The organism is Ruminococcus sp. CAG:57 (assembly GCF_000435935.1).
Taxonomy (GTDB): Bacteria; Bacillota; Clostridia; order Oscillospirales; family Ruminococcaceae; genus Hominimerdicola; species Hominimerdicola aceti.
Genome location: NZ_FR890710.1, coordinates 93,597 through 108,989, shown reverse-complemented (window position 1 = coordinate 108,989; position 15,393 = coordinate 93,597). Strand labels below are relative to the sequence as shown.

The window sequence follows — 15,393 nt, the reverse complement described above, 5'->3', positions numbered from 1 at the left end:
AATGAGAACTTTTTCAAAATCAAGCAAGCTTGATAACGTGTGTTATGATATAAGAGGTCCTGTTATGGACGAAGCAAATGAAATGATAGCAAAGGGAGAAAAGATATTCAAGCTCAATATCGGAAACCCTGCTCCGTTTGCATTCAATGCCCCTGACGAGATAATACAGGCAATGACAGACAATCTGAGAAACGCTCAGGGCTATTCCGACTCAAAGGGCATAACAGAAGCAAGACAGGCTATTTATGATTATGCACACTTTAAGGGCATACCTGTTGAAAGTCTTAACGACATCTACACCGGAAACGGTGTTTCCGAGCTTATCACAATGGTAATGCAGGGTCTTCTCAACAACGGCGACGAGGTTCTTGTTCCTGCCCCTGACTATCCGCTGTGGACAGCTTCCGTTACTCTTGCAGGCGGTACTGCCGTTCACTATATTTGTGATGAAAGCTCCGAATGGTATCCTGACCTTGAGGACATGGAAAAGAAGATAACAGACAAGACAAAGGCTATCGTTATCATCAACCCTAACAACCCGACAGGTGCGGTATATCCAAAAGAAATACTTGAAAAGATAGCAGACATGGCAAGACGTCATGAGCTTATCATATTCTCAGACGAGATATATGACAGACTTCTTATGGACGGCGTTGAGCATACTTCTATCGCTTCACTTTGCCCTGACGTTTTCTGCATCACTCTTAACGGACTTTCAAAGTCACATCGTATCGCAGGCTTCCGTGTAGGCTGGATGACCCTTAGCGGTGATAAGAGCAGAGTAAAAGGCTACATAGAGGGTCTTAATATGCTTTCAAGCATGAGGCTTTGTTCAAATGTACCGAGCCAGTATATAATCAAATATGCTCTTGGTGATTACACAAAAACTGACGATCTGCTCCTGCCGGGCGGACGTATCTACGATCAGAGAGAGTATATCTACAACGCACTTAACAGCATTGACGGTCTGTCGGCTGTAAAGCCTAAGGCGGCATTCTATATCTTCCCTAAGATAGACGCAAAGCGTTTCAACATCACAAATGACGAGCAGTTCGTGCTTGATTTTCTCCGTGAGAAGAAGATACTTCTTGTTCATGGCGGCGGCTTCCACTGGGAACAGCCTGACCATTTCAGGATAGTTTATCTTCCTAAGCTTGAGGATCTTGAATACTCCATGAATGAAATGAGAGATTTCCTCAAAGACTACAAGCAGAAGTAAAACTGTAGAGCGGACAGTGTTCGCCCAATATGCTTTTATGCTCATACCATACATCTACAAACACAGACACGAGGTACAAAAATGTCAAAACTTTGCAAATCATGTGGAAACTATTATGAGGGAGATCACTGCGACAAGTGCGGCTATGGCGACCCAAACTTAAAGACCCACGCCGCCGACAAATACAAAAAGCCCACAAAGCCTGAACGTTTCAGGACGGAGGAGGAAAAAGAGCTTTATGCCGAGTGGGAAAAGGAGAAAAAAGATGACACTGAGATAAAGCGTCACTATGATCCCAATGCAGGCAAAAAGACCCTTGCCATTGTGGCGGTAGTTGTTATAGGCGTTATCGTGGCTGTGCTATACAAAAGCGGAGTTATTTTCAACTCCACAAAGACAGAGGTAATAGAAAAATACTTCAAGTCCATACAGACAAGCGATTTCGACTCATTCGTGGAGTGCTTTCCGAAAGAGATGAAGAACGAATACGAACAGCAGCGAACCGAAGGCGGATATGGCAAAGAGCAGGTTATGAAAGAAGTCCTTTACGGTGATTTCATTGAAAGCTATGGTTCTGATTACACTATCGACGTATCTTTCGGCAGAGAAACAAAGCTTAAAGAATCTGAATATGACCTGAGCGAATACAAAAGCTTTTACGGCTCTGCACCGAATGTTTCAGAGGCTTATGAGATAGTAACGAACGTGACTTTCAAAGGCTCAAAGGGCAGTGAGGACGCAAAGCTTTACATCTACGTTGGAAAATGCAGCGGAAAATGGTGCATTTTCAATATCACGCAGGATAACGGCATTGTTGACGAGAACACTGGGCTTAAAACTTCAGAAAATTAAATAGCACAAAGCAAAACCGCCACGGAGAAAGATCCGCAGCGGTTTTTTTGTTTTGCGATAAAACCTATATGGTGGAATGTCGTATTTCTGTTAAACAGAAATTGAGTCGCTCCCCTACATATAAGTGGCGTAATTATAAGCTTTTATGTGATATTATTTCTTATTAAAAGCAAATGACTTTCTTGTTCTCTGCTTTCCGCCTATTGACATTGTGAATATCTTGTCGCTCATGAAGATTTTCAGTGCGACAGTCATGCACACTACAAGAAGTACTATCTGATAGATAAGTCCCCCTGCATAAAGGCTGTAGTTGCCAAACATTACGTTCTCGCTTGCCATAAAGGTATGGGTGAACGGTATAGCATAGACGATATACTTTATAACAGGTGAAAGCGTTCTGATATCAACTACCATTGCAAGAAGATATGGTATCATTGCGGAGAAGGTTATAGGCAAAAGAATTGTCTGGGCAGATTTTGCGTCTTTTGCAAGTGCTCCTAATACCATTGAGAGTGACAATGAGATAAGGATAGACACAAACATCTGTATTCCCACAAGAGCATACTGTCCAATGCTCATAGTAAGACCAAGGTTTTCCATTGCAGATTCATATGCTGAGGTATCTCCCATGCCCTCAGTAAGACCGCCTGTCATTTTGCTCATGCCGAACATATAGACCACAGCCTGCAAAGCCGCAACAACACCTGCGGCAAGCATTTTTGACGCAAGGACTGAAAGTCTTGAAACAGGTGCGGAAAGAAGCGTTTCAAGGGTCTTGTCTATTTTCTCGGTAGAGATCGCGCTAAGTATCATCTGAGCCGAGAACATTATAAGAACGAACATTATTATAGGCACTACCATGCTTTGTGCGGAACAAAGGGACATCACTACAGAACTGCTCACTTTATCTGCCTTGTCGCCAACAACCGTTGTTTCAGAAAGCAGTACAGGGTCTTCAAGCTGATTCATTTCGTCCTCTGTCATTGCGCCGCTTGAAAGCTTATCCTGATAGATAGTTGATTTTACTGCCTGCTGTATAACTGCAAGGGCAGTGTCTGAGCCTGTGTTTATATTTGACATGGTTGCAAGAGAGGTCATTCTCTGAACATATCCAACGTCTGCCTTTTTATGCTGTTTTACCTGCTCTGTAAAGCCTTTTGGTATTATCACAACGCTGTCCTGATCGAGCCTTTTAAGCTCTGCGGCATAGTCATCAGACTTTATATCTACAACTGTTATCTTACCGTCACCAGCCTTTGCAGTAGCTTTCAGAGAGTTTAAAACGTTTTCTGTGAACTCTGTTTTGTCAAGGTCGCAGATAGTAAGGTCGGAGGCCTTTTCGGCACTGTCGCTTATTGCCCCTGACATTGCCTGACCTGCCATAACAAGCACCACTACTGTGACTATCATTGTTATAATAGTTTGCAGGCTGAGCATTTCCTTTAATTCCTTGCGGAAAAGACTATAAAACTTCACGGTCAAGCACCACCCTTTCAAAGACTTCTTCAAGGTTCTGAGCGCCATATTTTTCAATAAGCTCCGCAGGCTTGCCGACTTCCAGCAACTCGCCCTTTGCAATTATACCCACTCTGTCTGAAACATACTCTATTTCAAGCATATTGTGAGAAGAAAGCAGAAAGCTCATGCCCTCAGAAGCAAGCTTTCTTATCATTCTTCTTATTTCAAGGGCGTTTATGATATCAAGTCCCGAAGTCGGCTCGTCAAGGATAGCCAGTGCAGGGAGCGGCATTATCGCCCTTGCAAGGAGAAGCTTTCTTGCCATACCACGGGAATAATTTGATATTTTATCATTAAGCCTGTCACCAAGCTCGCATATCTCACAGCCACGCTTAACAAATTCGTAAGCCTGTTCTCCGTTGTCGGCATAGATAGAAGCCATGAACTCCAGATATTCTCTGCCTGTCATGGTCTTATACGCACCAGCCTCGTCAGGGAGGTATGTAATGCTTTTTCTTACCATATCAGGTTCAGTGAGAATACTATGACCTGCCACGATAGCGTCGCCCTCTGTTGCCTGCAAAAGTGTTGATATCATTCTTATTGTTGTTGTCTTTCCTGCACCGTTTGGACCTATCAACGCAAATATCTCGCCCTTTCCAACATCAAAAGTGACGTTATGGGAGGCGTAAATGCCTTTTTTGTACTGCTTTGAAAGCCCTTTGACCTGTAAAACGGTTTCCATCGTTTCCCCATTCCTTTCTTTGTCTGTATCATTATATTTTTTGTGAATAAATCAAGTATAGCACACCACGTTCCAACTGTCAATTGACATTTGTCATGTACTGCTATGTAAATATGATTTGCTAATAGTATACACTGTCTATGACACGATGTAAATAGCGGTTTTCACCAAAACAGGCATGATTTTTATTTTTTATGCGTCAGAATGTAAAATTCACTTACTTTGTGAGATAAAGTAAACCACGTTACATAATGATTACAAATCAAATAATATTCTGTACATTTTCAACTCTTTCAAGTACGTTTTTTTGGATATCACAATGTAATGATTTGATTACATTTTGGTTACAGACAAGGGTAAAAAAACGGACGATTGTTGAAAACTTTATAATTTTCAACACCAAATTGCTGTTATAGCATGAGTTTTAAACATTTTCAACATAGTTTTCAACATTTTCAAAAGTTTTCAACTGTAGTTTTCAACTGTCCAAAAAAGCTCTTGTTACCGTTTTTTAATCATTTGTAATTTATTCATTTTTCGTACTTCTATAGTAAATAGGGAGGATTTATTACATTTTCACCAATGAACGAATTTAAAATTTGTGAAGTATTTAAGTTTTAAAATAGGCTTTTGCTGTTTACAAATGAATGAAAATATGTTAAACTTATAATAAATATGAATGAAAAGTTACAATATTCATTATTGGAGGAAAAATTATGGGAAAATTAACCAGTCTGAAAAAAGCCGCCGCTGTGCTGCTGACCTCGGTAACACTCATGTCGGCTGCGGCGGCACTGCCTGCTGTGGACGAAACGCCGCTTCTTTCGCAGACGGCGATAACTGTTGAGGCGGCAAGCGTCGGAAAAGTCACAGGGCTTACTTCAAAAACACTTAGCAACAGCGAGATAAAGCTTAGCTGGAAAAAGGTCAGCGGAGCTTCGGGATACTCAGTTTGTATGAGGAAAAACGGTAAATATCCGCAGATCGCAGACGTAAAAAGTGGCTCGACCCTCACATACACTGTGAAAAATCTGCCAAATGCTACCCGTGAAAACTTCAAGGTAAGAGCCTACAAGACCGTGAAAGGAAAAAAGGTATACGGCGCATATTCCGACAACTGGAACACCGCCACGAACCCACAGCCTGCAAAGGGTCTTAAAGTATCAAGCGTTTCCTATAACAGCGTAAAGCTTTCATGGACAAAGATAGGATGCACAAATTACAGAGTATTTCAGCTTAAAAATGGTCAGTGGAAAGAGATCGCAAAGACCACTTCCACAAGCTACACTGTAAAAAATCTCAGCCAGAAGACCACCTACAAGTTCAAGATAAGAGCCTGCAAGACAGACGACAAGAAAGCCAACCACTACGGAAAATATTCCGCAGAGGTATCCGCTACTACATCTAAAGCTCCTGCTGTTGTGACACCTGTTTCACAGCATGGTCAGCTTTCTGTAAAGGGTGCGAACATTGTTGACAAGAACGGCAAGGTATTCAAGATAAAGGGTATGTCAACTCACGGCATCATGTGGGAGGATTTTTCCGATATCCTTACAAAGGACTCACTTAAAGTTCTCAGAGATGACTGGAAGGTCAACACCATAAGAATCGCAATGTATACTTATGAATGGGGCGGCTACTGCACCGAGAACGGCAAGTATCAGGCGCAGGCAAAGCAGAAAGTCAAGACAGGCGTTGAGAATGCAAAATCTCTTGGTATGTATGCTATAATCGACTGGCACGTTCTCAACGACAGAAACCCTAACAACCACAAAAATGAAGCTATCAAGTTCTTCACAGAAATGGCTAAGACCTACAAGGACTACAATAACGTTATTTACGAGATCTGCAACGAGCCTAACGGCGGTGTAACATGGACAGGCGGCATAAAAAGTTACTGCCAGAGCGTTGTAAGCGCTATCAGAAAATACGACAGTGACGCTATCATAATTTGCGGTACAGGCACATGGAGTCAGGACATAGATCAGGTACTTGGCAACAAGCTTTCAGACAAAAACTGCGTTTATGCTCTTCACTTCTATGCAAACACTCACACTGATTGGCTGAGAAACAGACTTCAGAACTGCTACAAAAAGGGACTTCCTGTTCTTGTATCTGAGTTCGGAACTTGCGATGCAAGCGGAAACGGCGGATATAACTCAACAGAAAGCACAAAATGGCTCAAGCTTCTCGACTCACTAAAAGTAGGCTACATAAACTGGTCAGCCTGCGGAAAGAGCGAAACGGCTTCCGCATTCAATAGCGGTACGAACCTTAAAGCTATAAAGAGCGGCACTTCACAGCTCACAGCAAGCGGCAAGTTCGTTCGTGATTGGTACAGAAACCACTGATAACACAAAAGACCTCTCTTGGTGGGAGGTCTTTTTTTTGCACAGAAACTAACGATAAGCGGGCGACCCAAGGTCGCCTCTACACTATAAAAACACAGCCGAGGGGCATTTACCTCTCGGCTATTGTTATTTTATATCATATCACAAAGAACAGTGCCGTTCTTATAACTGCTGTAAAAAGCATAGCATAGAACGATGTACCAAGCAAAAGCTGATTTGCCCAGAATATATCGTTAGGCTCGCATGGCTTTAGATTTCTGCCTATAACAGGCTTTCTTACAAGCTGTCCGCCGTAATACTCATCACTGCCAAGCTGTATACCCAATGCACCTGCACACACCGACTGAGTTTGCGCTGAATTAGGACTAGGGGATTTTCTTCTGTCTTTTTTGTATACCTGAGAAGCGTTCTTGCTGTCAAGGTGAAGATAAGAAACGTTCATTTTCATAAGCAGGGCGGCTATTCTTGCAGGTATAAAGCTGAGAACGTCGTCTAGCTTTGCAGGGAATTTGCCGAAGTTTATGTATGTGTCTGTTTTATAGCCCACTGTGTTGTCGATAATATTCACTGTTCTGTAGAGTATTCCGCCCAGACCTCCGAATATCGCAGACCAGAAAATAGGTGCGACCGCCCAATCTGTGGTGTTCTCTGCAACCGACTCCACCGTACTTTTTATAACAGCGTCAATGTTCATATCGTCGGTGTCACGGAAGGTCACTTTTTTTACCTTGCGCTGTGCCGAAGAAAGATTGCCTGCCCTTGCAGCACGCATCACTCCCCCTGCCGCAGTTTTAAGGGACTTTACAGAAAGTGCTGACCAGCACATTATGCCCTCGAGGAAAATGCCAAGTGCGGCATTTAGCTTATAGCCCACAAATAGAAGAAGCAATGCCACAGCGGCAACTATAAGAAGCACTATCACTGTCATCATAAGACCTGCCATGCGCTGTGCTTCAGGAGTATTTTTATAGCTGTTTCTGAAAGACTTATCAAGCTTTGCCACAAGTTTTTTTATAAAATACTGAGGATAGACCACTACTTCAGGGTCGCCAAGGAGCATATCCAGCGCAAAGCCAAGCGCAAGCGCCGCCAGTGAATTTATCAACATATATACATATCCTTTCTTCAGGCAATAATTACTTATGATAATTATATCACAACATTTTCTGATTTTCAATACCTTTATGCTCTGATTTTAAGGGATAAGGCACAAAAAAGGGCGGTCAGAGCCGCCCAAATAAAAGTCTTTCAAAAAAATCATAAACTAAGATGCGAACACTTTTTGCCCCTACACTGAATAGATATATCCATAAGCTTTTGTGATAACTGTATTATTTGCATATCTCCGAAAGCTTTTCAAGCATAAGATCCATTTCCTCGTCTGTGCCGATAGTGATTCTCAGGAAGTTATCTATTCTCGGCTTGTTGAAATATCTCACGAAGATACCATTTTCACGGAGGTATGTGAAGATCTCCTTTGCGGAGAGCTTTTCATGTTGTGCAAAAAGAAAATTCGTTTCGCTGTCAAGGACGTTGAAGCCCATTTCACGCATTTTTTCCGCTGTTCTATCCCTTGTTGCCTTGACCTTTTCAACTGTCGCCTTGAAATAATCCTCGTCAGAAAGGCTTGCAACGGCAGTTTCTATGGCTATCTGGTCGAGAGGATAGGAATTGTATGAGTCCTTTACAGCCCGCATATAGCTGATAAGCTCAGCACTTGCAAAAGCCATGCCCACTCTCATGCCTGCAAGGGAACGTGACTTTGAGAAAGTCTGTGTTACAACGAGATTATCGTACTCTTTCACAAGCTCCACGCAGGAATATCTGCCGAAATCCACATATGCCTCGTCGATTATAACAATGCTGTCCTGATTGTTTTCAAGAAGTTCTCTTATAAATTTCTCACCCACACCAAGGCTTGTCGGAGCATTAGGGTTTGGTATAACAACGCCGCCGTTAGGCTCTTTGAAGTCCTCGATATTTATTACAAAATCATCGTCAACGCTCTTAGTCTTGTATGGTATTTTCAGAAGCTCACACCACACAGGATAGAAAGAGTAAGTTATATCAGGATAAAGTATAGGCTTATCAGAGTTGAAAAATGCTCTGAAAGCTGTGGCAAGCACATCATCTGAGCCGTTTCCGCAGAAAACATTCTCGCTTTTAAGCCCAACACGCTCCGCAAGCGCCGCCCTAAGAACAGACGCGTCAGCACTAGGATATTTTCTAAGCTCCGCTATGGTCTTGCCTTCCAATATCGCCTTTACCTTTGGTGACGGCGGATAAGGGTTTTCATTTGCATTGAGCTTTATTATCTTATCGTTTTTAGGCTGTTCCCCTGCAACGTATGGCTCTATATTTATAAGGTTTTTTCTCCAAAGCTTTTCGCCCATTTTACATTATCCTCTCTATATTTTATCATAGTAAAGTATTAATATAAAATATTATAGCACATACCGCTTATGTTGTCAAATAAAAGCCGCCTAGCTTTCAAAGTAAGCCTGTATAGACTGCAAAACGCCGTCATAGTAATATGCGTTCACGCTCATGGAATCGCTCTTCCAATCAAGAAACTGATCTTTGCCGTTTCTGTCGCTGACCTCAGGTGTGCCGAGAATCGCAGCCATCTCCTCAGGAGTTGAATTTTTTGTTATACCGAATATTGAGCAGTCGCTTTCGGTGGTGAAACTCATTCTTATCTTATGGAGGGTATGATCGCTGTTGAGCCAGAAGTCGAAGATGATGATATTATCCACAGTCGAGCTTGTTTTTCCGTAGCAAAGAGCAGACTCGTATTCATCGTCAGGGGTATCCACCATTTCTGCTCTTACATCATCAATAAGCTCATTGCCTGTGAAAACGTGGTCTATGCCCTTATAGCTTACGCTTATATCCTTAGGCAGAACAGCGTCTGAAGTAAGGTCAAGTGCCTTGAGGTCATCATATACCTTTACTCTGTTCTCATCAGTGTTTACAGTGCTCTCGCCCGGTGTTGTTATGCCTGTATACTCAGATGTGAAAACCGCCTCTCCGTCTTTTTCGTGTATTTCTTCCTGCGGATAGTTTTTGCTGTAGTATGTGAAATCGGAAGCCGAGAAGTAATCAAGCACTACGTCATACTCTTCGTAATTACTATATGTTTCCACCACGCCGAGTGAAATTGTATAGTCAACGTTCTCCCAATACATTGTATAGCATTTATAATCGTCCATGCCGTCATATTCGCTGTCCATATAAATGCTTGTAGGGCAGCCCATTTTGTCGATTATTTTATCAAGATCTTCTTTATTGCTGTAGCAGCCGTAGCTTTCATACTCCCAGTCGGAGGTATCCACAGCCTCTTCTAAAGGTATGGTAATGCTCCAGCTGTTTTCCTTGAGAATGTCAGCCACACTTGCGTCACGGTCAAATGGGTTTGCACCGGTAAGGTCGTAGTTTGTTTGGCTCTCATCTGATGAAACGAAGGTTATCTCAACGTCACTGTTTTCACCTATCATTTTATCAATGCTCATAATATCACTAGATCTGCCAATATCGTCGCCGTACATTTTCATATTGGCATTGCCGCCGTCTATGGCACTAAGGTCAACAGGCACTGATATTTTGTTGCCGAAAATATCCTGCGGCAAAGTATCTGACGGCGTACCACCATTAAATCCGTCTATCCAATATAGATTGCCGTCTTTGTTATCGTTAGCGGTATCAGACAGGGTCTTATCGCCCTTTGAAGCTGTGCTGTCATTTTGTGAAGAAGCAACAACAATATCATTATTATCATCGTCATCACTATTATTTGAACTAAGCATTACCGCCGCTGTGATACCTCCGCCCACAACTGCCACGGCACAAACGCCTGCTATTACTTTTGCTTTTACTGTTGAAAACATTCCTTTTCCTCCCGATATAGTTTTTGTTGATGTTACGCTATCGGGAACTGCATTAGCGGCTGAGGCTGAGCCTGTGAAAACGGTAAGTTTCGGAAGAACGGTGTTTGAAGCCTCTTTATTAAGAAGCTTTGAAAGAATAAATACAGGCACGACAGCATGAAGTCTGTCGTTGTTGTTTTCCTCGTATATAAGCACCGCCTCCTTTATCTTTTTTCTTGCGGCACTAAGACGGGAAGTTACTGTACCTGTGGTGCAGTTCATTACCTCTGCTATCTCAGGCACTGTGAGCATATCAAAATAATACAGTATCACCGAACGCCTTTGCTCCTCTGTGAGAACAGTGTCGATAATATCCATTATTATCTTTCTTTTAGCGTCATTGCTCACATATTCCTCCGGGATAAGCCCTTCGTCAGGGATCTCCTCTATTATCTCCTCTGAGTTGTCCTCAGGGGCGGAATTGTTTCTAAAGTGCATTTTGCAGAGATTTATCCCTATCCTGTTTACCCATGCTGGAAAATTCTCAGGCTGTGCAAGAGTGCCAAGCTTTTGAAGGGCTGTAAGATAAGTTTCCTGAGTGATATCCTCTGCAAGCTGTGGGTCGCCAAGAAGCTTCAGGCAGCTAAAATACACTGTTCTGCCCGTTTCTTCATAAAGCGCACCGAACGCCGCCTTGTTTCCCTGTGCCGCCTGCAATACAAGCTTTTTGATATCATCTTTTTCCATGTTTTTGACCTGCTCTTTCTTTCCGAATTGCCGTTTTCTCGTCCGCTGTTTTATCAGTCCCGACATTAGTTAGATGCAAAACGCAGACGATTTGTTGAGCAAATTCAAAATCTTCATATATAATTTACTTATGGTTAATATTTGTTATTATAATATTACAGAAATAATTATATCACATAACAAAATGCCTGTCAACGAGCAAAAAAATATCCCCCACAGATGTGAGGGATAGGTTTTTTTAGAACATACCTGCAAGATACATTCTGCTTTCATAAAGCTTTTTTGAATTTGTATCGAAGGCAAAATGATATCTGTAGAGAGGTGTAAGCCCTGCGGCATTTTTCTCACCTGCAACATATGCAACGAAAACATCAGGGTCAGTGTCGCTGTTCACACAGTATGTTCCGCTCATTGACATATCGCCCTGTGAGTAAACATAGGAAAGATAGTTGCCTGAAATGCTGTTCTCGCCCTTTGAGATGCCCTGAGAAGCAAGCATATCCTGCACTGATTGTGCTGAATAATCGTCTATGTTGTCATATATCTCATCAAGCTTCTTTGTGCTTGTGACATCATAGCAAAGCCTTGTTGGCATACCGGTCGGTATCCAAGCAGGGGTGTAAATATCGTTTGACATAGGCGTTTCCTCTGCCCATACCACATAGCTGTCTGCAAGAGATACCTGTCCGTCAGGGTTTGTTAGATTTGCAACATAGACCGTTATCTCATCTCCCTGCGGCTCGACCTTTGGGATAAGGGTCATGTAATAGCTATCCCACCATTCACCGCCGAAATAGTTGTCAGCACCTACACGATAATTGAGCATTTCGCCCTTTTTATCCTCATAGTGACCTCCATCGCAGTATACAAAGCTATACTCGTCAGCATATTTTGCATAGAAATCAGACGTCTTTATATATCCGCCCACCTGCATGATGTCACCATTGAGCTGAACAAGACCTGACGAAAGATCAGCATTTTTTATCTCGTCAGACACAGTGTAAACAGCCATTTCAAGCTCGCTGTTTGAATTTGTACCGCTTGCATCATCGTCAGTAACATTATCTTCATTATCAGCATTTTCATCAAGTTCGTTTAGATTGTCCTCTATCTCCTGCTCGTTCACTTCCCCCTGTGCGTCTGTCTGAACGGCTGTGTTTGGCTTATCAGCATCTGATGTCTTATCTCTGTTTGCAAGCACCACCCCTGTGATACCTCCGCCAACTACTGCCAATGCGACTACTCCTGCTATTACTTTTGCTTTTACTGTTGAAAACATACCTTTTCCTCCCGATTTACTTATTGTAGTATTTTTATCGGGAACAATATCCTCGGCGGCTGCCGTGTTGCTGAAAACGGATAATTCAGGCAGCTTCAAATGCTGACATTCCTGCATAAATATCTTTGACAGAACAGGTATAGGCATAACAGCATGAAGCCTGTCATTGTTTTTCTTTTCGTAAATAAGCACCGCCTCCCTTATCTTCTTTCTTGCAGCGCTAAGACGGGAAGTGACAGTGCCAACAGAACATTCCATTATCTCTGCTATCTCAGCCACGCTCATCATATCAAAATAGTAAAGTATTATTGTCTGACGCTGTTCGTCAGTGAGAGCGGTGTCGATAATGTTCATTATTATCCTGCGTTTTTCTTCGCTGTCGGCATAATCGTCAGGGATAAGCTCGCTGTCGGGCGTATCGTCGATTATCTTTTCCGACTCCTCCTCCGCAGTGCGGGGATTTTTCCTGAAATACATTTTGCAGTTGTTTATGGCAATGCGGTTTACCCACGCTGAGAAATTCTCAGGCTCTTTAAGGCTGTCAAGCTTTTCAAGAGCTTTCATGAAAGTGTCCTGAGTTATATCCTCCGCCTGCTGAGCATTTCCAAGAAGCTTCAGGCAGTTAAAATATACCGACCTGCCCGTTTCTTCGTAAAGCTCGCCGAAAGCTGCTCTGTCACCCTGTCCTGCCTGCAAAACAAGACGTCTTATCTTTTCCTTTTCCATTTTTTCTACCAAGCTTTCTTTTTATTATCGAACAAAAAAATATCCGTTTTCAGCACTCGGTTATTGTTCCGACATCACTTAGATGTTTGCTGAAAACGGAATATTGAGCAAATATAAAACTTAATATATTGTTTACAAAATATTAATCAACATATTCTCTGACTCTGAGATGTATACCCACGCTGTCAGCAACCGCCTGAGATTTTTTTATCTCCTCTTCGCCGATTATATCAACCACAGTGAGCATTACCTCCGGCACGAACTCTTTCACTCTCTTTGCAAAAGAGAGCATTTCTTCAAAGCAGTTCACGCCCTTGAATGAGGGTCTTGTTATCTCGTCATAAGCCTTTGCGTCAGAAGCGTTAAGACTTATTGAGATTATATCAACAAGTCCCTTGAACTCGGCAGGAGTTTCACGCTTGTTGATAAGGTCGCTAAGACCATTTGTGTTGATCCTTATAGGTGTCTTTGTAACAGATTTTATATACTTTGCAGTTTCTTTGAGTATTTCAAGCTCACAGGTAGGCTCGCCATAGCCACAGAAAATAATTTCCTTGTAGCTGTCAAGGTCACGCTTTTTGATGTTGTCTATTACCTCCTCGGCAGTAGGCTGATGTTCCAGCCACAGTGGGTCAGAGCCATAAGCACCGTCACCGTTGTGACGAATACAGAATGTGCAGTTGCATGGACACTTGTTTGTGATGTTGAGATAAAGCTTATCGCCTATCTCATAAGAAATATTCATAGCTTTTATCATTATAATTACCTCTTTTTTGTAATATATCAAAGTATCAGAGCAGACAGGCGACCAAAGGTCGCCCCTACAGAGAAATCATCGCCGTTAGGCGATACCTTCATTCCTCATTCCTCACTCCTCATTCCTCACTAATATCTATTCTCTTATCTGTCCGTTGCCTGAGATAAGATACTTTGTGGTGGTCATTTCTCTAAGACCCATAGGACCTCTTGCATGAAGCTTCTGAGTGGAAATGCCTATCTCAGCACCCAGACCGAACATTCCGCCGTCTGTAAATCTTGTTGAGCAGTTTACATATACTGCCGCTGAGTCAACACGCTTTTGAAATTCCTGTGCCGCAAAAAGGCTTTCTGTTACGATACACTCAGAATGTCCTGTGGAAAATCTGTCGATGTGTTCAAGTGCTTCCGCCATGTCGTCAACGACCTTGATAGAGATTATATAGTCAAGAAACTCTGTTGCATAATCGTCATCATCAGCAGGAGTAACGTTCTCAGGACCAAGTATCTGCCTTGTAAGCTCACAGCCTCTTATCTCAACGTGGTGCTTGTCAAGTCTTTCTTTAAGCTTCGGGAGAAAATCCTCCGCAATATCCCTGTGAACAAGACAGCTTTCAACTGCGTTGCATACAGACGGACGTGAGGTCTTGCCGTTATCAACAATGTTCACAGCCATTTTTATATCCGCACTTGCGTCAACATAAACGTGACAGTTTCCTGTGCCGGTCTCGATAACAGGCACAGTGGCAGACTGTACAACAGCCTTTATAAGCTGTGCGCCTCCCCTTGGGATAAGGACATCAATATAATCATTAGCTTTCATCATATCAAGAGCGATGCCTCTGTCAGTATCCTCCACAAGCTGAATGATATCAGGACTGAAGCCTGCCCTTTCGACAGCCTTTCTCATTAGGTCGGCAAGCATTTTGTTTGAGTTTATTGCTTCCTTTCCGCCCCTGAGTATAACAGCGTTTCCACTTTTAAGGCAAAGTATAGCGCCGTCTACAGTAACGTTAGGTCTGGCTTCAAAAATAATGCCTATAACGCCCATTGGCACTCTTACTTTCTCGATCTTCATGCCGTTAGGTCTTGTTGAGCCTGAAACTACCTCGCCCACAGGGTCGTCAAGCTGTGCAAGCTCTTCGCAAGCCTTTGCCATGCCCTCTATACGGCTGTCATTGAGTGCAAGTCTGTCAAGCATAGCCTCAGACATTTTTCTCATTCTGCCGTTTTCAAGGTCAACCTTGTTTGCTTCGATAATATCGTCCTTGCAAACTCTCAGGATATGTGCGATCTCAAGAAGTGCGTCATTTTTCTGTGTTGTTGAAGCGAAGGCGATATCCTTTTTGCAAGCTTTTGCTTTCTGTCCCAAAATATCGATGTAACTCATTTTT

Annotated in this window: 11 protein-coding genes; 3 read left to right on the top strand and 8 right to left on the bottom strand. The window is 42.6% G+C overall.

The annotated features are described in order from the left end of the window. Position 1 precedes the first annotated feature (1 nt). Both QVO88_RS03950 and QVO88_RS03945 read left to right on the top strand, forming a co-directional pair. On the top strand, positions 2 to 1,219 hold the full coding sequence (locus QVO88_RS03950; protein WP_022287229.1) for a pyridoxal phosphate-dependent aminotransferase: 1,218 nt from the start codon (positions 2 to 4) through the stop codon (positions 1,217 to 1,219). 81 nt (positions 1,220 to 1,300) lie between these two features. Further along, positions 1,301 to 2,071 carry a hypothetical protein gene (locus QVO88_RS03945; protein WP_022287228.1) on the top strand — a complete coding sequence of 257 codons (771 nt, stop codon included), beginning with the start codon at positions 1,301 to 1,303 and terminating at the stop codon, positions 2,069 to 2,071. A gap of 153 nt (positions 2,072 to 2,224) precedes the next feature. On the opposite strand, the gene QVO88_RS03940 is transcribed toward QVO88_RS03945, so the two are convergent. Both QVO88_RS03940 and QVO88_RS03935 read right to left on the bottom strand, forming a co-directional pair. Next, complete coding sequence (locus QVO88_RS03940) at positions 2,225 to 3,547, bottom strand: ABC transporter permease (RefSeq protein WP_265290334.1); 1,323 nt, start codon at positions 3,545 to 3,547, stop codon at positions 2,225 to 2,227. Beyond that, positions 3,534 to 4,274, bottom strand: coding sequence for an ABC transporter ATP-binding protein (locus tag QVO88_RS03935; RefSeq protein WP_022287226.1), 741 nt, complete (start codon positions 4,272 to 4,274; stop codon positions 3,534 to 3,536). The genes QVO88_RS03940 and QVO88_RS03935 overlap by 14 nt, the downstream gene beginning before the upstream one ends. A gap of 716 nt (positions 4,275 to 4,990) precedes the next feature. Here QVO88_RS03935 and QVO88_RS03930 point away from each other — a divergent pair. Continuing rightward, on the top strand, positions 4,991 to 6,625 hold the full coding sequence (locus QVO88_RS03930; RefSeq protein WP_022287225.1) for a cellulase family glycosylhydrolase: 1,635 nt from the start codon (positions 4,991 to 4,993) through the stop codon (positions 6,623 to 6,625). 136 nt (positions 6,626 to 6,761) lie between these two features. Here the strand turns inward: QVO88_RS03930 and cbiB are convergent, their stop codons facing one another. The 6 genes from cbiB to QVO88_RS03900 all read right to left on the bottom strand — a co-directional run bounded on the left by cbiB (position 6,762) and on the right by QVO88_RS03900 (position 15,389). Further along, on the bottom strand, positions 6,762 to 7,733 hold the full coding sequence (gene cbiB / locus QVO88_RS03925) for an adenosylcobinamide-phosphate synthase CbiB (protein WP_022287224.1): 972 nt from the start codon (positions 7,731 to 7,733) through the stop codon (positions 6,762 to 6,764). Positions 7,734 to 7,956: 223 nt separating this feature from the next. Then, the gene (gene hisC, locus QVO88_RS03920) at positions 7,957 to 9,018 is read right to left on the bottom strand and encodes a histidinol-phosphate transaminase (RefSeq protein ID WP_022287223.1); all 1,062 of its coding nucleotides are present in this window, start codon (positions 9,016 to 9,018) and stop codon (positions 7,957 to 7,959) included. Between the two features lie 90 nt (positions 9,019 to 9,108). Further along, entirely contained in the window at positions 9,109 to 11,238 is a 2,130-nt protein-coding gene (locus QVO88_RS03915) for an RNA polymerase sigma factor (RefSeq protein ID WP_022287222.1), read from the bottom strand. A 238-nt stretch (positions 11,239 to 11,476) separates the two neighbouring features. Continuing rightward, positions 11,477 to 13,255, bottom strand: coding sequence for an RNA polymerase sigma factor (locus QVO88_RS03910; RefSeq protein ID WP_278643649.1), 1,779 nt, complete (start codon positions 13,253 to 13,255; stop codon positions 11,477 to 11,479). Positions 13,256 to 13,385: 130 nt separating this feature from the next. Further along, positions 13,386 to 14,000, bottom strand: a complete 615-nt coding sequence (locus QVO88_RS03905; RefSeq protein ID WP_022287220.1) for a TIGR04100 family radical SAM protein — start codon at positions 13,998 to 14,000, stop codon at positions 13,386 to 13,388. 135 nt (positions 14,001 to 14,135) lie between these two features. Continuing rightward, a complete protein-coding gene (locus QVO88_RS03900) occupies positions 14,136 to 15,389 on the bottom strand; it encodes a glutamate-5-semialdehyde dehydrogenase (protein ID WP_022287219.1) in 1,254 nt (417 codons plus the stop codon). Between the last annotated feature and the right edge of the window lie 4 nt (positions 15,390 to 15,393).